Genomic DNA, 20744 nt, shown 5'->3' with positions numbered 1-20744 from the left:
GTCTCCAGCTTAAGCTTTGTGCTTACTACGGTAATCTTCGATTGCCGCTTTAATTGCATCTTCCGCTAGGATTGAACAGTGAATTTTTACTGGCGGTAAGGCAAGTTCTTCAGCAATAGCAGTATTTTTAATTTCGCCTGCTTCGTCAATTGATTTCCCTTTAACCCATTCTGTTACTAATGAGCTTGAGGCAATTGCAGAGCCACAACCGTAAGTTTTAAATTTAGCATCTTCGATAATACCGTCAGCTGAAATTTTAAGTTGTAGTTTCATTACGTCACCACATGCTGGTGCGCCAACCATACCCGTAGCAACTTGTGGATCGCTCTTGTCTAAAGAGCCAACGTTGCGTGGATTTTCATAATGATCAATTACTTTTTCGCTATAAGCCATAATATTTCTCCTAGTGCTCTAGTGAGCAGCCCACTCTATTGAGTCTAAATCGATACCGTCTTTGAACATTTCCCAAAGCGGTGACATGTCACGTAAATGGCCAATTGCCTTTTTGATCAGGTCAATGGCGTAGTCAATTTCTTCTTCTGTAGTAAAACGACCAAAGCTAAAACGAATTGAGCTATGCGCCATTTCGTCGTTTAAGCCTAGTGCGCGAAGTACATAAGACGGCTCTAAACTTGCCGATGTACATGCTGAACCTGAAGATACGGCTAAGTCTTTTAGTGCCATAATTAACGATTCGCCTTCAACAAAGTTAAAGCTAACGTTTAAGTTACCAGGGTAACGTTTGTCGGCATCGCCATTAATGAACACTTGTTCCATATCGTTCAAACCTGCCCATAAACGGTCACGCATTTTAGTTACGTGTGCCTCGTCTTGTGCTAATTCTTCTTTGGCAATTCTAAAGGCTTCACCCATACCAACAATTTGGTGTGTTGCTAGTGTGCCAGAACGCATACCACGTTCATGTCCGCCACCGTGTATTTGTGACTCTAAACGTACACGAGGTTTACGGCTAACATAAAGTGCACCAATGCCTTTTGGACCATAAATTTTATGGGCAGAAAATGACATTAAATCTACTTTTAAATGTTGTAAATCAATGTTGATTTTACCGGCACTTTGCGCAGCATCAACATGGAAGATAACTTTGCGTGCACGACACATTTCGCCAATTTCAGCGATGTCTTGGATAACACCTATTTCATTATTCACGTGCATAATGCTGACAAGTACTGTGTCATCTCGCATAGCCGCTTCTAATTTTTTTAGATCAATTAAGCCGTTGCTTTCAGGGTCAAGGTAAGTAACCTCAAAACCTTGACGTTCTAATTCACGACAAGTATCTAATACCGCTTTATGCTCAGTTTTACAGGTAATAATGTGCTTACCTTTTTTACTGTAAAATTTAGCAGCACCTTTAATTGCAAGGTTGTTTGATTCTGTAGCGCCTGACGTAATAACAATTTCGCGTGGGTCAGCATTGATCAAATCAGCAATTTGATTACGCGCGATATCTACCGCTTCTTCTGCTTGCCAGCCGAATTTGTGTGAGCGTGATGCTGGGTTTCCGTAAAAACCATCTGTTGTCATATATTGCATCATTTTTTCAGCTACACGCTTGTCTACAGGTGTGGTCGCTGAATAATCAAAATAAATAGGAAGCTTCATTGATTAATAATCTCCAATTGAACTAGCAATTAATGCCAGTCATTCATAATATTGCGAGTGGTAATTAAGGTCTCTAACGAGGGTGATTTGCGTGCTTTCGCTGCCGTTTCATCTTGTCGCTGTGACACTATTTTAACATTTCGTTGCTCGACGAGCTCGGCAAGTGAAATGCTTTTTAAAAAATCTTCAATTCTATCGCTTAAATCTGTCCATAAATAATGCGTGAGGCATTGTTGTCCGTCTTGACAATTACCTGTACCGCCACATTTGGTGGCATTGATACTTTCATCTACTGCATTGATAACATCAGCCACGGTAATTTTTGCAGAGCATTGACCTAACCGATATCCGCCACCTGGGCCACGAACACTATTCACTAGTCCGTATTTTCTAAGGCGTGAAAAAAGTTGTTCTAGGTATGATAATGAAATGCCTTGGCGCTCTGATATATCAGCCAATGGTACAGGTCCTGCTACGGCATGAATAGCCACATCAAGCATCGCTGTTACGGCATATCGGCCTTTAGACGTCAATTTCATTTAATACCCCTATCAATTTGCTGCGCAATTTTACATAACCTTATAAAATAGTCAACTAAATACCCGAGTGATTTACTCAGGTATTTTACTCGGGTTGAAAAATTAGTCAATGAAAAGGAAAAATAATAGCTTGGTTATCATGCTGTAGTTGAGTTCTATCAACCTAAATTACTTATCAGGCGTTATCTATATTCTTAAGCTTGATAAGTAACTATAGGTAAATAGTTGATGTTAAATCATAGGGTCAAAATTAGCCGCTGCGCCTTCTCTGCGTTTAGCAGCCGCTTTTTCATCTTCGTCGAATTCGCCAACTTTTAATTCGGGTAACGCTTCTTGACAAACTTCCCCTCCAAGTTGATTAACGCCTCGACATAAAGAGGCTATTTTGTTGTCCATCAAGTGCATATGATCGAGTAAACGGCCAATAGCTTTAGCCACTGGATCTGGATTATCAGTGGCAACAGCATAAGCATCAAAACCATATTTTTTCGCTACTTTTTCACGATTTTCAGCATCATCTTTATTTTTATTTGGATTTACAATACGCGCTGGAATACCTACTGCAGTAGCATTATCAGGTACATCTTTTACCACAACAGAGTTAGAGCCAACTTTGCCATGCTTGCCAATAGTTATTGGCCCTAATATTTTTGCACCCGCACCTATTACAACATTATCCATTAATGTCGGATGACGTTTACCTTCTTTCCAGCTTGTACCGCCTAAAGTAACACCCTGATATAAAGTTACATCGTCGCCAATTTCTGCCGTGCCACCAATAACTACACCCATGCCATGATCAATAAAAAAACGACGACCAATAGTTGCACCGGGGTGGATCTCAATGCCTGTTAACCAACGTGAAAAGGTTGAAAATGAACGTGCTAACCATTTCCAGTCACATTTCCACAATTTATGACTCAGACGATGAAACCAAACAGCATGCAAACCAGGATAGTTGGTAAGCACTTCAAATACATTGCGTGCTGCTGGGTCTCGGTCAAATACACTGTTGATGTCTTCTTTCATGCGGTTAAACATTCACGTTCCTTAATTTTCTTTTCAATAGCCGTGTTATACAGTTTATAGCAACAAAATTAGTCAGATAACTCAATTGCTATTTACAGCTACCATTAATCTTTGTTATTCGCGTTAGCTACTTTTGCAGCACGCTCAACTGAGGCTAAAATGCCGCGCATCATTTTTAATTCTTTAACATCAGGTCTTGCACGATTAAATAAACGACGCAACTTAGTCATGACTAAACCAGGGTGGCTTGGAACAATAAAACCCGTGTCTTTTAATGCATTTTCAAAATGCTCATAAAAACGTTCAGTTTCATCTACCAATGGATACTCTTCGTTGTCATTCATTGTGAACGCTTGCTGTTCATGAATTAAAAAGCTTGTACGTACTTCATAACTTAATGTTTGTACCGCCATTGCCAAGTTCAATGAACTGTATTCTGGGTTCGCTGGAATTTGCACATGAAAGTGACATAGCTGCAGTTCTTCATTCGTTAAGCCACTACTTTCTCGACCAAAGACTAAAGCCACTGGATACTCTTGCGCTTCGGTGATTAGTTTTTCACCACAACCGCGAGGCTCCAACATCGGCCAAGGTAATGTACGAGAGCGAGCACTTGTACCAACAACTAAACCACAGTCATCAATGGCTTCTTCAAGCGTAGAAACAACTCTGGCGTTTTTTAAAACATCAGTTGCTCCAGCAGCTAAAGCTTGCGCTTGCCCATTAGGCATTTCAATTGGATCAACTAACACAAGATCCGTTAAACCCATTGTTTTCATCGCTCGAGCGGCTGAGCCAATGTTACGACAATCTGAGGTATTAACGAGAACTATACGTACTTTGTTTAATAAAGAATCTGACATTATTTATACTTACTTAATTCGCAGACAACATTTCAATTATATTTAAATTATAGTGTTGACTATCTAGATGGCTAAAATTGTCGATAATGTTAACACAGAACCATATACTTGTACTGCGAAAAAATCATCCGTTTTGTATTTCTTCCCTAGTGTTTATCAATATGTCTTAGCACTTTCGCTTATATAGGCAAATAAAGTTAGGTAAAGAAATTCAGCTAAGTTGTATTACATAAGCTATAACTTAAATTCACATTAGGAACTTCTGTTAGTTATTACTGAAGAAGGGTATCGCTAATTGATAATTAGTTTGCTATAATTCGCGCGCTTAATTTTAGGGGGCTCATACAAGTATAGCTTTTTAAGATTAACCTCGTTCTTTTACATAGCTGTTTATGACATTTTACAACATTATAGGGTAGTCGATCATGCATCCGATGCTAAATATTGCCGTGCGCTCTGCGCGTGCTGCGGGCAAAGTAATTCTGCGCGCTTTTGAACAAGTAGATAAGATTGAAATTGAATCTAAGGGTACTAACGATATCGTTACTAATGTTGATATAAATGCTGAACTAGCTATTGTTGAAACAATTCAAAAATCTTACCCTAACCACACGATTATTGGTGAAGAGTGTGGCGTAATTGAAGGGAAAGACAATGACTACCAATGGATTATTGATCCATTAGACGGTACGTCAAACTTCGTTAAAGGTATTCCACACTTTGCGGTATCTATCGCGCTTAAAGTTAAAGGAAAGTTAGATCAATCTGTGATCTACGATCCAATCCGTGGTGAACTATTTACAGCTAGTCGTGGTAAAGGTGCACAATTAAACGGTTTCCGTATTCGCGTAAAACAATCTAAAGAACTAAATGGCGCTATTTTAGCGACAGGTTTCCCTTTTAAGCATAAGCAACATACCAATGCTTACTTAGAAATGTTCAAAACGCTATTCGGTAAAACATCAGACATGCGTCGTGCTGGCTCAGCCGCACTTGATTTAGCTTACGTTGCTTCAGGCCGTGTTGACGGTTACTTTGAAATTGGTTTAAAACCTTGGGATACCGCTGCCGGTGAACTTATGGTTATTGAAGCTGGTGGTTTGGTAACAGATTTTGTTGGTGGCCATAATCACAGTACCTCAGGTAATATCGTTGCGAGTAGCCCACGCTTAGCAAAAGAAATCTTAAAAGATATTCGTCCTCACTTAGGTGAAGCACTAAGCAAGTAATACATAATTATTGCAATTTTAAAGCGCCTTCTGGCGCTTTTTTTATGCCTAAAATTCAGCATATAAAGTAGGGTCAGGTACACATTAATTAAGGTACACATTAATTAACGTGATAAACAACGATAAAAATGACTCACAGGGAGAAAAGAATAAGAACTGAATGAGTTGAACACAGGAAGTATTTTTCAGCTATTTAAAGATATTTGTTTTAATTCGAGTAATTGGTTAATAGTGTTTAACACATAAAAGATATGCTACCACCGAGGCACCGAGGGACTTCGTCCTGCACAGAGAAGAGCTAAACCCAGAAAAAATTATGGGGTAAGATCTTACCATTCATATTGTTTATTTTTTATAACTTCTCGGTGTAGCGCGCAGCGCCTCGGTGCCTCGGTGGTAGGATGTTTTGAACTATTGTTTTTACCTTAGAGTGCTCGGTGATTAAAAGATTTATAAAGTAAGGTCAGATACACAGTAGTTAACGTGTAAAACAACGTTAAAAATGGTTCACAGCTAGTAAATATTGTTCATGACTGAATATAAGAACATAAAAAAGCCAGCATAAGCTGGCTCTTGGTCGCGTTTAGAAAGCTAATTGCTTAAAGCACGCCACGTTCCATTTGGTTCAACTCAATTGACTTAAACAAGGCAGTGAAGTTACCTTCGCCAAAGCCTTGGTCGTCTACACGCTGGATCATTTCAATAAAAATAGGTCCAAAAATGTTTTTAGTGAATATCTGTAACAAGTATGAATTTTCTTTTTGGCTATCAACCAATACTTGATGATCACGAATGCGTTGTGGGTCTTCTTTTACCCAAGGAATACGATCAAAAACATCGTCATAATACTCAGGAACAATATTTAGTGTATCAATGATATTTTTATCAAGTTGATCTAAAGAACCGAGCAAGTCATCGCTGATAAATGCTAAATGTTGAACACCTGGGCCATTATATTCATTTAGATACTCATCTATTTGGTTGTTGCTTGTGCCCTTTCCTTCGTTAATAGGAATACAGAAGGTGCCACACGGAGATTGTAAAGCATAAGAAACTAATGCTGACTTCTCACCTTTAATGTCAAAGTAACGTACATCAGTGAAACCAAATATGTTTTTATAAAAATCAGCCCAAAACTCCATAGTGCCTTGGTAAACGTTATTCGTTAAGTGATCAACAGCTTTAAAGCCTTTGTCTTTAACTAATACTGGCTCAGCAAGATCTTCACAATCGTCTTGATAGATAGAGCCTTTAGCACCAAATTTTTCAATAAAGTAAATTAAGCTATCGCCAATACCAAATATTGCCGGGTAAGGTAATTTTTTATCTACACCTTGTGCCGATTTAGCACCACGCGCTACAGCTTGCTCAAAAGCATAGTCTGCATCTTCTACACGCCAGCCCATTGAACATATTGCAGGTCCATGGCTTTTAGCAAATTCTTTAGAGAACCCTGCTTGCTCATTGTTTAAGAAGAAATGAATATCATTTTGATTAAAATAATCAATGTCACGACCTTTGAATTTCTTGGTTTTTGAAAAACCAAAACCGTAAAAAGCATCAGCCATAAAGTCAGAGTCTGGCGTTGCATATTCAATAAATTCGATACCGCGTAAATTTAGTGGGTTTGTTACTTCTGTCATAATTTTTTCTCTCGTTGTAGCAATGAAGCGATTATTACTCTGAAATCAGCGAAGAGGAAGTGAATGAAAAAACTGACATTATTTGAAGCGTAAATCTATTGTTACGTCAAAACTACGGGAATAATTCGTTACAAGGATCTAAGCTATAGCTGGCGGCTCACGCAGATGTAACGTTATTTTTACAGAAGATTTTAGCCGTGATAAATTGCTTATATAACCATCTAAATCCATTGCAATAGCGATTATAAAAACACAATGAAATTTAGTTAAATGGCTATGGTACTAAATTAATTTATTGGCATTTAATTTTATAGACGAAAAAAAACGCCAACTCTAATAGTAGAATTGGCGTTTAGAATTACATATCAAATGTAATTAGTTAGTACGTTGCTCTTTACGAGAACGTGCTGGACGGTCAGATGAAGGTTGTACATCTGAAACCGTAATCTCTAATGCTTGACGGCGAACACGTACACGCTTTAATTGTGTAAATGACTTGTCAGGCATACCTTTTGGCAATTGCACAAAGCTATGTTTATCATGCAAGTTAATAGCGCCAATGTAGCTACTGTCTAATGAAATTTCGTTAGCGATTGCACCGACAATATCACCTGGACGTGCACCATGCTCTTTACCCACTTCTAAGCGGTAAGTCTGCCAATCAACATCACTGCGGGCAACTTTAGCTTTACGTGGAGCGCGCTCTGTACGGTTATCATTGCGGCTATCGCGGCCACCACGAGCTTCGTTACGACCACCTCGGCTGTCATTACGACCACCGCGGCTGTCGTTACGATCATTTCTTTCACGAGCATCACGGCGAGGTTTCGGATCTTCTTTCGGCTGTAACGGTTGCTTTAACTGTTTTTGATAAAGTAACGCTGCAGCTAAATCTGTCATTGAAAGTTCTGACTCGCTCGCCATTGTTTCAATAATTTCACGCATTGAAGCTAAGTCTTTATCAGCTACAACACCAGTTAATTCAGTTAATGTGCGTTCAATACGTGCTTTACCAATTTCTTGAATATTTGGTAAGTTGTACATCTCAACGGTACCAGATGTTAAACGCTCATAATGACGCAAAGAGTACATTTCGCGTGGACGTACAAACGATATAGATGTACCGCTGCGACCTGCACGACCTGTACGGCCAATACGGTGAACATAAGCTTCATTATCACCTGGTAAATCGTAGTTAATAACTAATGAAATACGTGGAATATCAAGGCCACGAGCAACTACATCAGTTGCCACTAAGATAGACGATACGCCTGACTTAAGTTGGTCAACAGTACGTTCACGCTGCGCTTGGTTCATGTCACCATTTAACGCAACAGACGCATAACCCGCACGCTCTAATTTTTCAGCAACTTCGATAGTATCATTACGCGTTCTAACGAAAATAATCATGGCATCATAATCAAATGTTTCTGCAATACGCTCTAACGCAGTCATTTTATTAATGCCGCTAACTTTCCATGCATATTGAGTAATATTTGCTTTAGCTTGCTTAACTGCTGCTATTTTAATGTGCTCTGGATTTTTCAAGAAGCGGTTAGCTACTTTACGAATCTGTGCAGGCATAGTTGCAGAGAATAAGGCCATTTGAGTTTCTTTTGGCAAGTGCTCAAGGATCCACTCGATGTCTTCTAAAAATCCCATGTTTAACATTTCATCAGCTTCATCAAGCACACAAAATGATAAGTTATCTAGCTTAAGGCTTTTACGACGTAAGTGGTCCATTAAGCGACCAGGCGTACCTACTACAACTTGTGCACCACGCTCTAACTGTTGAAATTGTGGTTGGTAAGATTGACCACCGTATAAAGTGGCAACTTTTAAACCTTTCATGTTTTTTGCAAAAGTTTCAATCGCTTCTGCTACTTGAATAGCTAATTCACGTGTTGGTGCTAAAACCATTAATTGTGGCTTGCGAATAGAAACGTCTATTTTTGCAAGTGCTGGCAAACCAAAAGCAGCGGTTTTACCGGTACCGGTTTGTGCTTCACCAAGAACGTCTTTACCTTGAAGTAAAGGGGGAATTGTTTGCGCTTGAATTGCAGTTGAATTTTCAAAACCTAGCGCTTTTACAGCAGATACTAAGTTTTCAGGCAAACCAAGGGCGTCAAAGCCTACAGAGGCATTGTTAAGATCAGTCATATAATTTTGTCTTCTCATGGTAGAAACTGGCTATACGCCAAAGTTCCTACATACATATACGAGGAAACCACCAGGAAGACTTAAGGCACATTCATTACGTTAACGTTGAAAAGTTAACTGGGCAAGTCTATTGGGCGGATATACCCCACTCATTTTGAAATTTCTGTGATGTTCTAAGCTTCTTTAAGAAACTATTTCGATTCACGATCACAGAGGCGCGCATTATACAGATGCGGTAAAATTATACAAGTAATAATGTATGGTTTAGCTTATTTAATCATAAAAAAAGCTTTAAATGTCTAAAACTGACACTTAAAGCTGTTTAATTGTATAAGTAAATTGATACGCGTTATGTCTAGCTATCTATTTGAAAACTACCTTTTACTTTTTGTACCCGCATGCCACCAGAGCCACTATTTATAATTTTCAAACCTCCTGCTTGTTCTATATCAATATCGCCAGAGCCATCATCAATGGTTACAAAGCCATTAACACTTCTCACGGTTAATTCACCGGAGCCATCTTTAATCATAACGTCGCCTGATACCCCGTTAACAAAAATACTACCTGAGCCATCGTCAATGTCGAGATTGCCATCAAGATCATTTAAAGAGATTTCACCAGAGCCATCATTGATTTTTATATTGCCTATGACTTCGCTAATAAAAATACCGCCAGAGCCGTCATCAATTTTAAGATCATTTCTAACGTTTTTTATTGTTAGTTCACCTGAGCCATCTTTTACTGTGACTTTAGCGTCAATATTATTAATATTTATTGCCCCAGAACCATCATCAATTTTCAACATTAAGTGGCTTGGCATAATAATGTTTATATCAATACGTGGTGATTCACCATGCCAAAAACCACTGCTGTCAATTTTTGCCACCAAATAGGCACTTTTATCAGTTTCAGTTAGGTTTAACTCAACATTATCTATATCACCATTTTTGCTATAGATGTCAGCAACAACCCTGATCTCTTTTATCGTTTCATCGCCTTCAATAATTAAAGCACCAGCACCTGCCTCAATATCCAAAGCCTTAAGCTTATGAGCAGCAATTTTTAGTGTTTGTTGACTATGGTATTTAGCATGAGAAGGTTTCGCTATCACGATGCAGCCACTTAAAATAGAGACACTTACTATAAAAAGTAATATTTGAGTTAATTTCATTGGGTAATTTCCTTGTAGATGATTAAATAATTTATTGTTTCCTTGATACAATCAAAAATCGCGCCATTTAAAAACAATATAAATATCAATAACCTAAAAAAACCCAATGTAAAGTAAGTCTATTAATAAATAGATATTGGTTAAAAGAACAATAAATTAGTGAATTATTAAGTGTGGTTAAGATCTAATAAGCTGATTAACCATGTCAGGTAAAATACCTAAAATTAAACCAAGGGTAATTAAGCTATAAATTAAAGTTTGCTCTATAAAGTGACTCTTTATTTTTTTATCTTCTGGGCTTGTTATCACTACATTTGAAAAAACCTTAAATATTATCGGTAAGTAATACGCTAAACCAATACCACTACCTATAATAAGTATGGAGATTAACCACCACGCATTGGCAATAGTGGCTTGGCTTAAAATATAGAACTTACCAATAAACCCCATTGTTAACGGTATTCCCGCCAAGCTCAATACGCCAAGTATCATTAAGAAGCCATAACTTGGAGCACGCCAAAATAACCCTTTTAAATCAAGCAGTGTAATATCTTCCTGATTCCCAGAGCGAATATTGTGTTGCTGAATGAGCGAAATCACCAAAAAAATAGATAAATTGGCAACCGTGTAAGCCGCTAAATAAAACAAACTACTTTGCCAAGTAAACTCTAAGCTTTGCTCTGATGTTACAATTATAACGATCAATAAATACCCCATATGAGCAATTGAAGAATAAGCCAATAAGCGTTTTAAGTTTTGTTGTTTAAGCGCCATAATATTGCCTAATAGCATCGAAGTTACGGCAAAAGATATTAAGAAGGTTTGAAAACTTTCGAGGAGTAAATAGCGCTGCGCAATAATGCACTTAAGTAAAACAACAAACATAGCAATTTTAGAAATAGTTGCCATTAAAAAAGTAACAGACGTAGGAGCACCTTGATAAACGTCTGGTGTCCAAAAATGAAACGGTGCAATAGATAATTTAAAGGCGATACCACTAACGAATAACAACAAGCCTAATTGAAAGAACAACCCTAAGCCTTGCTCAAATAACTCGCTTGATAACCTAGCATTAAAACTCATATCCCCAACAACACTGTAAATAAAAGCAATACCCAGTAACATAAAACTTGAAGCTGTGGCACTTAGTATTAAGTATTTAAAGCCACTTTCTACACTATATTGATTGCCTCGGTGATAACCCACTAAGCCAACTAAGCTAATACTTAACAACTCAAAACCTAAAAACAAACTAGCGAAATGGTCACTAACCACTAGCACTCCAGCACCAAGCACCAAAAGTAATAATAATAAGTAGTATTCATCATGCACTTCTAGAGACGTTTTTAAAAAACAATGACTCATGCGAAGAACAGATAAAGCGGCAATTAAAATTAAGTTGAATGCAAAGGTAGCGTAACCATCAACCTTTAACAGTTGTGTTACTTGAATTACAGGCTGCGAGAGCAAGCTAATATTGGCTAATAAAGCCATTAATAAGATAAAAAATGTAAATAGTGCGATTGTACGCTGTGACCTTTTCCAAGCGACTAACAAAAGCGCTAATGTAATACCAAAAGCAATAATAAGTTGAGGTAATATCGCCGCTGCCATTGTCATGGTAAGTAAGGGCTGTGAACTGCTTGCTATAGACATAATCACATAACTCCGAATGAGAATTTAAGCAAAAGCATAGGGTACAAACCAATGGCAATAAGCAACAATAACAAGGAGCTACAGATAAGAAGCTCTCGCAGCTGTAAATCAGTAATAACGTGTTTAGGCTCACCTTGAAAGCTCGATTGAAATAACACCATGCCATATATAGCTGAGCCAATAAGTCCTACAGCCGCAACAATCGCGAACGCTGGCAACACTTGAAAAACGCCAACTAAACTGAAAAATTCGCCAATAAAGTTGGCTAACCCTGGTAGACCAAAAGCAGCACTGGCAAAAACTAAGGCAAACCCGCCCATACGAGGTGCGCTATGCCAAAAACCTCCCATATCGGTTAAGCTTCGACTATGAATACGATGATAAATCATCCCTGCTAAAGCAAACAAAGCGGCACTGCTTAAACCATGCGCCACTATGGTAATAATTGCACCTTGATAAGCGATTGTATTAAAGGCAAACAATGCCAGCATTACAAACCCCATGTGACTTATGCTGCTGTAGGCAACAAGACGTTTAAAGTCTTGTTGTGCAAAGGCCATTTTTGCCCCATAAAGAATACTGATCACAGCCAAGGTTGCGGCTACTGGGGCAAATTGCACACTCGCTTGTGGGAATAAAAAAATAACAAAGCGAATTAAACCATAAGCGCCGGTTTTTAGCAGAACGCCTGCAAGTAATACACTTCCTGCTGTAGGTGCCTGCGTATGTGCATCTGGAAGCCAGCTATGTAGAGGAACTGAAGGTAGCTTAACCGCAAAGGCGATAAAAAAACCTAACATCAAATACTGACTAATCTCCAATGGAATATCTAACAGCAACCAATCAGGGTAATAAAAACTTAATCGACCCGTTTGCAGTAAATGAAAATAGGCAGTGGCAATAATCGCCACTAACATCAGCAGACTGCTAACCTGAGTAAAAATAAAAAACTTTAATGCGGCAAACTGACGTTTTTCATGACCCCATATTGCTATTATTGCAGTCATTGGGAGTAACATAACCTCCCAAAAAAAGAAGAATAAAAACACATCTACGGCAACAAAAACACCAATAATACCGGCGATTGATAACAATAAATTAAAATAGTAAAACCCGACATGGTGCTGGATTTCACGCCATGAAACCAATACGCAAATAAAAGCGAGCAGCAAGGTTAATGAGATTAACAATATACTTAGCTGATCAAGCGCTAAGGCATATTCAATACTAAAGGTTTTGATCCAAGCAACACGGGTCAAAACTTGTAATTGAACAAAGTCTTCATTCGCAACACTGTTATTAAGAACAAATACTGCAAACACTGTCGACAATAAAACTAAACTGATAAGTGATAACCATTTAGCGCTGCCTAACCATAAATTTTCAGCTTGCCAAACAAGTAAGCCAGCAATGATTAAGCCAACCATAATAAAAGTAAGAGTCATAAGAAGCTTACTCCTAATAACAACATTATAGCTAAGCCAAAGGCTGCTAAATACCAGCGTAAACTGCCGTTTTGCATCATAATTAACGCATCGTGCCATAAGCTTATATACCAAGCATTTAGCATAATAACTTGGTCAACTACATCGTGTTTATTTTTTTCCGCCAGCCACTGATAAGGCTTAATAAAAAGTAAAGAATATAAAGAATCAAAGCCCAAGCCTTGACGGCAGAAGACAACAAGCCGACTTTCACTCGCTGATAAATTATATTCGCTACCAACGACTCTAGAAGTTCGATATTTTTTAAAATAAAACCAAGAAAATAAAATCCCAATAAACGGAGTTAAAATCGCTAAGGTGTGTAACCAGCTAGGTTCTAATATTTCTGGTATAGATGCCGCTAGTTCGGTAGGAAAGACTAACGTCAGGTCAAGTGGGATCAAGCCACCAAAAAGTGATAGTAAGGCCAAAATAATTAACGCACTGCGTAACAAAATATTTTTTTCACTATGCGTTTTGTCACTAAAGCGTGCTGTTCCCATAAAAGCGAGAAAAAATAACCTACAACTATAAATACTGGTTAATAACGCGCCTAAAATTGCACACCACCATAATAGTGGCCCAGCCGTGTTAGACGACCAAAGCTGAGCAATTATGGCTTCTTTAGAGAAAAAACCTGAACTGCCGGGCAATGCCATTAAACAGATTAAACCAACAACAAATAAACTCCCTTCAAAAGGCAGCTTCTTCAGTAAGCCTCCCATTTTAAATAGATTCTGTTGATGATGGAGTGCATAAATAACTGCACCAGCGGTTAAAAACAATAAAGCCTTAAAAAAAGCATGAGTCATTAAATGAAAAACGCCTGCTGACCATGCCCCCGCCCCTAATGCCAGCATCATGTAACCGATTTGGCTCATAGTTGAATAGGCTAAAACGCGTTTAATATCAGTTTGAGCTAGTGCTGCAATGCCGGCTAGTAATAAGGTAATAGCGCCTAACCAAGCAATATAATTCATTACCTCTGGCGACAGTATAAAAATATCGTGCATACGAGCGATTAAATATACGCCAGCGGTTACCATAGTCGCCGCATGAATTAAGGCGCTTACGGGAGTCGGGCCAGCCATGGCATCTGGCAACCATGTTTGTAAGGGGAGTTGTGCTGACTTCCCTACAGCACCACCTAGCAACAATAAGGCAATCCAATAAATGTTATTGGTTTGCTCGACACTAAGGCCAGAAACTGAATGACTACTTTGTTGCACAAGTGTTGTGACAGCGGCAATATTTAATTCACCAAAAGAATTAAACAATAATAACAAGCCTATCGCCATTGAGGTATCACCTATGCGAGTAACTATAAACGCCTTACGAGCCGCTAAAACATTATTTTTTTCATGATACCAAAAGCCAATTAATAAGAAGCTGCATAAACCTACCCCTTCCCACCCTAGATACAACAAGACTAAATTATCAGCTAATACCAGTATCAACATAGCAACAATAAATAAGTTCATGTAGGCCATAAAGCGTGCAAAATTTTCATCCGACTTCATATAAATAGCGGCGAATAAATGAATGAGAAAACCGACTCCACTCACTACACTAATCATCACAGCGGATAAGCCATCAAGATAAAAGCTCAGATTAATTTGGCTCTTGCCTAGGGCATGATTTAAATCAAACCAATGCCAAAGGTTAACGTTTAGTATTTGGTTTTCACTCGCAGATAACTCAAATAATAATATTGTGCTAGCCAATACAGTAAGCGCCATACTGCTAACACTAATAATAGCGGCAAGCTGCCAAGACAATTTTTTACCAAAAGTAATAAGCAGTAAAAAACTCAATAGCTGATAAAAAGGTAAACTCGCTAAAAGCATTGCGTTACCCCTTCATCTGATTTAACAAATCAATATCTAAGGAGCGATATTTATTTTGCATACGAATTAACAGCGCCAACCCTACTGCTACTTCTGCCGCAGCAAGCGTAAGAATAAGTACAAACATAACTTGACCGTCAGCTTGTTGCCAAACGCTACCTGCACCAATAAACGCAACACCTACGGCATTTAACATAACTTCTAAACTCATCAGCATAAAAAGCGTATTCTTTCTAGCTACTACGCCAACAAAACCAATTAAAAATAGTAAGCTAGACAAAATAAGCACATGGAACAAAGGAATGGTGGTCATAGATCTCCCCCTGTAGCATCAGGTTTTGCATAGTGATAACCTGCTAACAATCCAGATAACAGCAAAAACGAGGCAATTTCGACAGCAAGCAGATAAGGCCCATACAGCATAATACCTACAGCTTTTGAACTAATAACATTGGCTTGTAGGCTTTGTTGCATTTCAGCATTATTAATAATAACGACAATTTCGACTAATAACGCGGCAGCTAAAAGCATGGCACCCATCATGTTCGCTAAGCTTTTACTTTTAGGTGCATTTTTTGTTTCGTCTGCCCCCAAGCCAAACATCAACACAGCGAAAACAAACAGCACTAATATAGCCCCAGCATAAACAATAACTTCTAAGCCTGCGGCAAAGGGCGCGCCCATTAAATAGAAGCAAACAGCGACGGCCAATAGCGACACCACCAGATAAAGCAAGGCATGAACCGTATTATTGCCAGTAACCACTTTTAAACTTGCAATAACGGCGACTAAACCCGCAAAGTAAAATAAGCCCTCAATTGATGCTACGTTTTCAAACATAGTGCTTCTCCTTGACCAATTTATGGCTAACCCGATGCAGCGAATTACGATAACTCATGGCATTAATCCTTTAATATCAATTGGCGGCCGTTCTTGCTCTGCCTGACCTTTGTTTTTACCTGCAATAGCAATACCTGACTGCTGGTAAAAGCTATAGTCGTGATACTTACCCGGGCCGTTAATTAATAAATGTTCTTTTTCATAAACTAGGTTTTGTCGTTCATATTCGGCTAACTCCACATCGGGTGTTAATTGAATAGCATAGGTAGGACAAGCTTCTTCGCAAAAACCACACAAAATACACCGTGAAAAATTAATACGAAAAAAGTCAGCGCGTTTGCGACCGTCATCATCAATAACTTGTTGTAAAGCAATACAATCAACCGGGCAGGCCACGGCGCACAAGTTACAAGCGACACAGCGCTCTTCACCATCTGGATCGCGCGTAAGTACAATTCGTCCGCGATATCTCGGCGCTAAATAAGGTTTTTCTTCCGGGTATTGCACCGTATCGGCTTTTGTGAAAGTGTGTTTCAGTACTAACCACATAGTTCGAAATTGACTAAACATGTTCGCCCTCACTAATAGTAATTTTAACAATGAGAACGGGTAAAAATTTCAGCATAGTTATAGTACTCCCGTTAAGCGCAGCACTGCGGTAACTAACAAGTTTAGTAACGCTAGCGGTAACATTACTACCCAGCCAAACTTTAACAGTTGGTCAAATCTAGGGCGTGGCAGAGAAGTTCTTAAAAGAATAAAAAACATCACAAAAAACATAATTTTGATAATGAACCAAAGCAATGGAGGCAACCAAGAAGCAAACGGCTCTGGCATTAACCAGCCGCCGAAAAAAAGCACTACTGACATGGCTGAGATCAAGGTTACGCCTAAGTATTCACCTAAAAAGAAAAGCGCAAACTTTAAACCAGAATATTCAGTATGAAAGCCCGCAGTTAACTCAGTTTCTGCTTCAGGTAAGTCGAAGGGTAAACGATGACTTTCAGCAATACCTGCCACTAAAAAAATAAAGAAGCCAACGAATTGTGATTGAATAAGCCAACCGTTAGTTTGTGCTAAAACAATTTCACGTAAATTAAAACTCCCCGTCAGTAGCACGACTCCCATCACCGATAGGCCCATGAATACTTCATAACTTACTGTTTGCGCTGCGGCGCGCATTCCTCCTAGTAAGGCATATTTTGAGTTTGACGCCCAACCAGCTAGCACCACGCTATAAACAGCAAGAGAAGCCATAGCCAGAAAAAACAATAAGCCAATATTTAGATCTGACACACCAATGCTGGGAGAAAAAGGCACAACAGCAAAGCTCATTAATACGCACATCGCGCCAATTATAGGCGCTAAAACAAAGACTAAACGATCACTAAAAGGTGGGATCCAGTCTTCTTTGCCGAGAATTTTTAGTAAGTCGGCTAACGATTGCAAAACCCCAAAAGGCCCTACACGGTTAGGTCCATGACGGTCTTGCCAAATGCCGATCATTCTACGTTCAACCCAAACCAGCATTGCCGCAATAGGAATAAGCAAGGCGATAATGATGGTTATTTCAAACAATTTCCATAATATATCAGCCATCATTGAGTCCCCCCGAAAATAAGCGGATAGGAATGGTTTGATCTTGCTCTTTCAGCTTAGCTAATATTGCTTTTTTACTTTTTTTAGCTTGCAAAATATTGTGGTTAAACAGCACTAAATAATCACTAATTTCTTGTTCACTCGCTAGCGTAATAGACATTTCTACAGTCGATAACAGGGGCTGGCAGAGTGCAAAATTACCAAACACTAGGCTGTTAGGTAAGTTGTTAACAATGTTGACTTGGCTAATAACGCTTTGACTAATCAATTGCATTTTCTTATTTGTCAGAGAAAAATTAACATGACACCATTGGCCCTTTTGCACTCCCGCTTGCTTAGCAATATCTGCATTAATATAAATTTTATGACTTTGTGCCTGCATTTGAAATTCAGGGGTTAGTGCAGCTTGCCAGTCACTAAAATAAACATGCTTTTGCTGCACATAAGTCACCAGAGCAGGCATATTAGTGCTTTTTTCTGTGATTTTTTCTGTACCGCTTTCTGTACCGCTTTCTGCGCTTTGAGAAAAGCTTGACTGACTTTGTTCAGGTAATTGCCAATGTGGATTGTTAGTTATTGTCTTCGGTATTGAGATAAATACCGCGCTTTTATGATTGATTAACTGGCCATTAATTTCATCTTGAAATTGACTGATCGCTTGATTCGAATTCCACCCTGGAGCCCAAGCAAAAGGCATGTCACTGGCATTTTTTACCGAGCGTCCTTCCATTGAAAAGCTAAAGTTGTCATCAGTTTTCTGAGTGGTTTTTGCTTCATGCACACTAATATTCGCCATTTGAGCTGTACGACCGCTCGCTCTATGGCTCATTCTCGCTGTGATTTTTTCATCGCTTTCATCAGATTCAATAAGTAATTTTGACCATTGAGGATAAGTCTCGATAAAAAACTGATGTAACTGCCTTAATGATTGGCATTTGATGTTTTTAGCTACCGATTGTAAACACTGCTTTTCATCTAGTGCTTTTTCATCATTAACGACTTTTATTCCAATAATGTCGGCAATATTATCTAACCAACGCCAGCTTTCTTGAATTGGCAAAGTAGGAGGATGTACTTGGACAAATTTTTGCGCTCTGCCTTGGTAGTTAACATAGTGCCCGTCACCTTCACTGACTGCAGCAACCGGTAAGACAATATCGGCGATGCGTGATAAACGATGCTCTGAATGATCCAGTACTATCAGGCTTTTTGCTAATGAACGTAACTTGGTGATTTCTGTGTTAGAAAACGTTGTTAATTCTTGTTCTAACAAAATAAGCCCTTGATAGGCTTTATTAGGCTCATTAAGCTGCGCTAAAACTTGTTCAATTGACAAAGACTGTGCATCTACAATTGATAATAACCCCACGCTATTGCTACTTGGCGGCACAATAATTAATTGTGGTACTGTTATTTCTTGTTGTTGCTTAAGCGCGGTCATAACACTTGCCAAACGCGCTAATAATTCAGCAGAAACAGCGCTAATGCCTGATATAAATAGTGGTTTTTTAGCGCTACGCAAAGATTTATATACTGATGCGATAAAGCTTTGCTCTAATTTAGTTAATTGATCTTTTTCAGCTAAATTGTTCAGTACTTCAAGTAATGATTTCTCATTAACTATGTTTTCAATACTTCTGAGTTCAATATTGCCATGGTTTACTAGTTCTTCTAAAACAGCTAAACACCTAGATATTTGCGTTACAGATAAGAGTATTGCTTGTTCGGCAACATCATCAAGTTTAGTGGTGGTCGATTGTAGAGAAAACAAAGGTGATAATAATTTACCACCGATGTTGCGCACCGCACTATCTTGCCAAGAAGGAATACCAATTTTTGCTGCCTTAGCATTGGCGGCATTGCGCAGAGCTTGCCGTACAGACAAGGCCATTCTTGGTGCTGTTTGGCTGATATCTTCTGCGATAATAAAAACAAAGTCACTTTGTTCAATTTCAATTAAGCTAGGTGGTTTATTTGCTGAGAGTAATTGCGTGTGTTGCGCTGCTACTTTCATCTCTTCATCGTTATAGCCTGGGCTAAAATTTTCTGCGCCAACGATATTTTTCAAATAAAAGTTAGCTTCTAGTGAGGCGCGAGCAGAGCCAATACCAATAAATTGTTTTTGTCTAAAATGTGAAAAAGCTTTCGCTACATCTAATTTCGTCAAGGCAACCGGTGATTGCTGAGCTATACCGTTAGTTTGCCTAATTCGCTGCTCACCATTAACAAAACCGATACCATAACGGCCCCTGTCACATAGAAAATAGCCATTAATATCGGGGTTATAACGATTCATTACTCTTCGCACCGAACCATAACGCTCGCCAATACTTAAGTTACAACCCACTGAACAGTGACTACAAACAGATGGCGCAGATTGTAAATCCCACTTGCGGGTATAATGCGAAGAAAAAACTTTATTAGTAAAAACACCTGTAGGACAAACTTCAACTAAATTACCGCTAAATTCACTCTCTAATGCACCACCAGTTTGACGACCAAAATACACTTGGTTTTTTGAACCGTAAACACCAAAATCTTTGCCGCCTGCATAGTCATTATAAAACCTTGTACAACGATAACAGGTTATACAGCGGTTCATTTCGTGACCCACTAACTCACCTAAATATTGGTTATTAAAGGTGCGCTTTGTGCCTTGATATTCCCTTACACTATGGCCTGTCATTGCCGTCATATCTTGTAAATGGCACTCGCCGCCTTCAGCGCATACCGGGCAGTCGTGTGGGTGATTCGTCATCATTGCCGCAATCACTTGTTCGCGAAATTCACTTGCCGCTTTATTTTTAATGCTGATCCGCATACCGTCAGTTACAGGAGTAATGCAAGCCATAACAATACGACCACGTTGGTCCGCCTCATCTTGAAATTGCGTTACCGCGCACTGGCGACAAGCGCCTACAGAGCCCATCGATGGATGCCAACAAAAATAAGGTAAATTTAATTTTTCAGATAATACACCTGCCAACAAATTATCGTCAGTACTGAGTTGGTAAGGCACATCATCAATGAAAATCGTCACTTTGTTTTCACTCAT

Annotated in this window: 17 protein-coding genes; 1 reads left to right on the top strand and 16 read right to left on the bottom strand. The window is 38.9% G+C overall.

The features are described from left to right. Positions 1–9: 9 nt before the first annotated feature. The 5 genes from iscU to trmJ form a co-directional block, all read right to left on the bottom strand. On the bottom strand, positions 10–393 hold the full coding sequence (gene iscU, locus B6A32_RS05545) for a Fe-S cluster assembly scaffold IscU (RefSeq protein WP_085301816.1): 384 nt from the start codon (positions 391–393) through the stop codon (positions 10–12). Between the two features lie 18 nt (positions 394–411). Further along, the gene (locus B6A32_RS05540) at positions 412–1626 is read right to left on the bottom strand and encodes an IscS subfamily cysteine desulfurase (protein WP_085301814.1); all 1215 of its coding nucleotides are present in this window, start codon (positions 1624–1626) and stop codon (positions 412–414) included. A 29-nt stretch (positions 1627–1655) separates the two neighbouring features. Continuing rightward, a complete protein-coding gene (iscR, locus tag B6A32_RS05535) occupies positions 1656–2165 on the bottom strand; it encodes a Fe-S cluster assembly transcriptional regulator IscR (protein ID WP_085301812.1) in 510 nt (169 codons plus the stop codon). A gap of 231 nt (positions 2166–2396) precedes the next feature. After that, positions 2397–3206 (bottom strand): serine O-acetyltransferase, encoded by an 810-nt coding sequence (gene cysE / locus B6A32_RS05530; protein ID WP_085301810.1) that lies wholly within the window; start codon positions 3204–3206, stop codon positions 2397–2399. Between the two features lie 92 nt (positions 3207–3298). Further along, positions 3299–4057, bottom strand: coding sequence for a tRNA (cytosine(32)/uridine(32)-2'-O)-methyltransferase TrmJ (gene trmJ / locus B6A32_RS05525; RefSeq protein ID WP_085301808.1), 759 nt, complete (start codon positions 4055–4057; stop codon positions 3299–3301). Between the two features lie 425 nt (positions 4058–4482). Here trmJ and suhB point away from each other — a divergent pair, with 425 nt between their 5' ends. Then, entirely contained in the window at positions 4483–5286 is an 804-nt protein-coding gene (suhB, locus tag B6A32_RS05520) for an inositol-1-monophosphatase (RefSeq protein ID WP_085301806.1), read from the top strand. 599 nt (positions 5287–5885) lie between these two features. On the opposite strand, the gene hppD is transcribed toward suhB, so the two are convergent. The 11 genes from hppD to nuoG form a co-directional block, all read right to left on the bottom strand. After that, on the bottom strand, positions 5886–6929 hold the full coding sequence (gene hppD, locus B6A32_RS05515; protein ID WP_085301804.1) for a 4-hydroxyphenylpyruvate dioxygenase: 1044 nt from the start codon (positions 6927–6929) through the stop codon (positions 5886–5888). Positions 6930–7304: 375 nt separating this feature from the next. Further along, complete coding sequence (locus tag B6A32_RS05510; protein ID WP_085301802.1) at positions 7305–9089, bottom strand: DEAD/DEAH box helicase; 1785 nt, start codon at positions 9087–9089, stop codon at positions 7305–7307. 355 nt (positions 9090–9444) lie between these two features. Beyond that, complete coding sequence (locus B6A32_RS05505; protein WP_085301800.1) at positions 9445–10263, bottom strand: DUF4097 family beta strand repeat-containing protein; 819 nt, start codon at positions 10261–10263, stop codon at positions 9445–9447. 177 nt (positions 10264–10440) lie between these two features. After that, on the bottom strand, positions 10441–11919 hold the full coding sequence (locus tag B6A32_RS05500; RefSeq protein WP_085301798.1) for an NADH-quinone oxidoreductase subunit N: 1479 nt from the start codon (positions 11917–11919) through the stop codon (positions 10441–10443). Between the two features lie 2 nt (positions 11920–11921). Further along, entirely contained in the window at positions 11922–13364 is a 1443-nt protein-coding gene (locus B6A32_RS05495; protein ID WP_085301795.1) for a complex I subunit 4 family protein, read from the bottom strand. Next, positions 13361–15250 (bottom strand): NADH-quinone oxidoreductase subunit L, encoded by a 1890-nt coding sequence (gene nuoL, locus B6A32_RS05490; RefSeq protein ID WP_085301793.1) that lies wholly within the window; start codon positions 15248–15250, stop codon positions 13361–13363. Before nuoL ends, B6A32_RS05495 begins: the two co-directional genes overlap by 4 nt. 4 nt (positions 15251–15254) lie before the next feature. Next, entirely contained in the window at positions 15255–15563 is a 309-nt protein-coding gene (nuoK, locus tag B6A32_RS05485; protein ID WP_085301791.1) for an NADH-quinone oxidoreductase subunit NuoK, read from the bottom strand. Then, complete coding sequence (nuoJ, locus tag B6A32_RS05480) at positions 15560–16090, bottom strand: NADH-quinone oxidoreductase subunit J (protein WP_233131330.1); 531 nt, start codon at positions 16088–16090, stop codon at positions 15560–15562. Before nuoJ ends, nuoK begins: the two co-directional genes overlap by 4 nt. A 54-nt stretch (positions 16091–16144) precedes the next feature. Then, a complete protein-coding gene (nuoI, locus tag B6A32_RS05475; protein WP_085301789.1) occupies positions 16145–16660 on the bottom strand; it encodes an NADH-quinone oxidoreductase subunit NuoI in 516 nt (171 codons plus the stop codon). A 57-nt stretch (positions 16661–16717) separates the two neighbouring features. After that, positions 16718–17692, bottom strand: coding sequence for an NADH-quinone oxidoreductase subunit NuoH (nuoH, locus tag B6A32_RS05470; protein ID WP_233131329.1), 975 nt, complete (start codon positions 17690–17692; stop codon positions 16718–16720). Next, positions 17682–20744, bottom strand: a complete 3063-nt coding sequence (nuoG, locus tag B6A32_RS05465; RefSeq protein WP_085301787.1) for an NADH-quinone oxidoreductase subunit NuoG — start codon at positions 20742–20744, stop codon at positions 17682–17684. Before nuoG ends, nuoH begins: the two co-directional genes overlap by 11 nt.

It is taken from the genome of Colwellia polaris (genome assembly GCF_002104515.1).
Lineage (GTDB): Bacteria > Pseudomonadota > Gammaproteobacteria > Enterobacterales > Alteromonadaceae > Cognaticolwellia > Cognaticolwellia polaris.
Note: the sequence above shows the minus strand (reverse complement) of the source record. Positions and strands in the feature narration are given on the sequence as shown.

Excerpts from the sequence above, each read along its gene's own strand:
- B6A32_RS05500 (WP_085301798.1), bottom strand. The coding sequence starts at position 11,919 with ATGTCTATAGCAAGCAGTTCACAGCCCTTACTTACCATGACAATGGCA.
- nuoG (WP_085301787.1), bottom strand. The coding sequence starts at position 20,744 with ATGAGTGAAAACAAAGTGACGATTTTCATTGATGATGTGCCTTACCAA.
- B6A32_RS05540 (WP_085301814.1), bottom strand. The coding sequence starts at position 1,626 with ATGAAGCTTCCTATTTATTTTGATTATTCAGCGACCACACCTGTAGAC.
- B6A32_RS05505 (WP_085301800.1), bottom strand. The coding sequence starts at position 10,263 with ATGAAATTAACTCAAATATTACTTTTTATAGTAAGTGTCTCTATTTTA.
- nuoK (WP_085301791.1), bottom strand. The coding sequence starts at position 15,563 with ATGACCACCATTCCTTTGTTCCATGTGCTTATTTTGTCTAGCTTACTA.
- nuoH (WP_233131329.1), bottom strand. The coding sequence starts at position 17,692 with ATGATGGCTGATATATTATGGAAATTGTTTGAAATAACCATCATTATC.
- nuoJ (WP_233131330.1), bottom strand. The coding sequence starts at position 16,090 with ATGTTTGAAAACGTAGCATCAATTGAGGGCTTATTTTACTTTGCGGGT.
- iscR (WP_085301812.1), bottom strand. The coding sequence starts at position 2,165 with ATGAAATTGACGTCTAAAGGCCGATATGCCGTAACAGCGATGCTTGAT.
- hppD (WP_085301804.1), bottom strand. The coding sequence starts at position 6,929 with ATGACAGAAGTAACAAACCCACTAAATTTACGCGGTATCGAATTTATT.
- B6A32_RS05495 (WP_085301795.1), bottom strand. The coding sequence starts at position 13,364 with ATGACTCTTACTTTTATTATGGTTGGCTTAATCATTGCTGGCTTACTT.
- nuoL (WP_085301793.1), bottom strand. The coding sequence starts at position 15,250 with ATGCTTTTAGCGAGTTTACCTTTTTATCAGCTATTGAGTTTTTTACTG.
- cysE (WP_085301810.1), bottom strand. The coding sequence starts at position 3,206 with ATGTTTAACCGCATGAAAGAAGACATCAACAGTGTATTTGACCGAGAC.
- nuoI (WP_085301789.1), bottom strand. The coding sequence starts at position 16,660 with ATGTTTAGTCAATTTCGAACTATGTGGTTAGTACTGAAACACACTTTC.
- suhB (WP_085301806.1), top strand. The coding sequence starts at position 4,483 with ATGCATCCGATGCTAAATATTGCCGTGCGCTCTGCGCGTGCTGCGGGC.
- B6A32_RS05510 (WP_085301802.1), bottom strand. The coding sequence starts at position 9,089 with ATGACTGATCTTAACAATGCCTCTGTAGGCTTTGACGCCCTTGGTTTG.
- trmJ (WP_085301808.1), bottom strand. The coding sequence starts at position 4,057 with ATGTCAGATTCTTTATTAAACAAAGTACGTATAGTTCTCGTTAATACC.
- iscU (WP_085301816.1), bottom strand. The coding sequence starts at position 393 with ATGGCTTATAGCGAAAAAGTAATTGATCATTATGAAAATCCACGCAAC.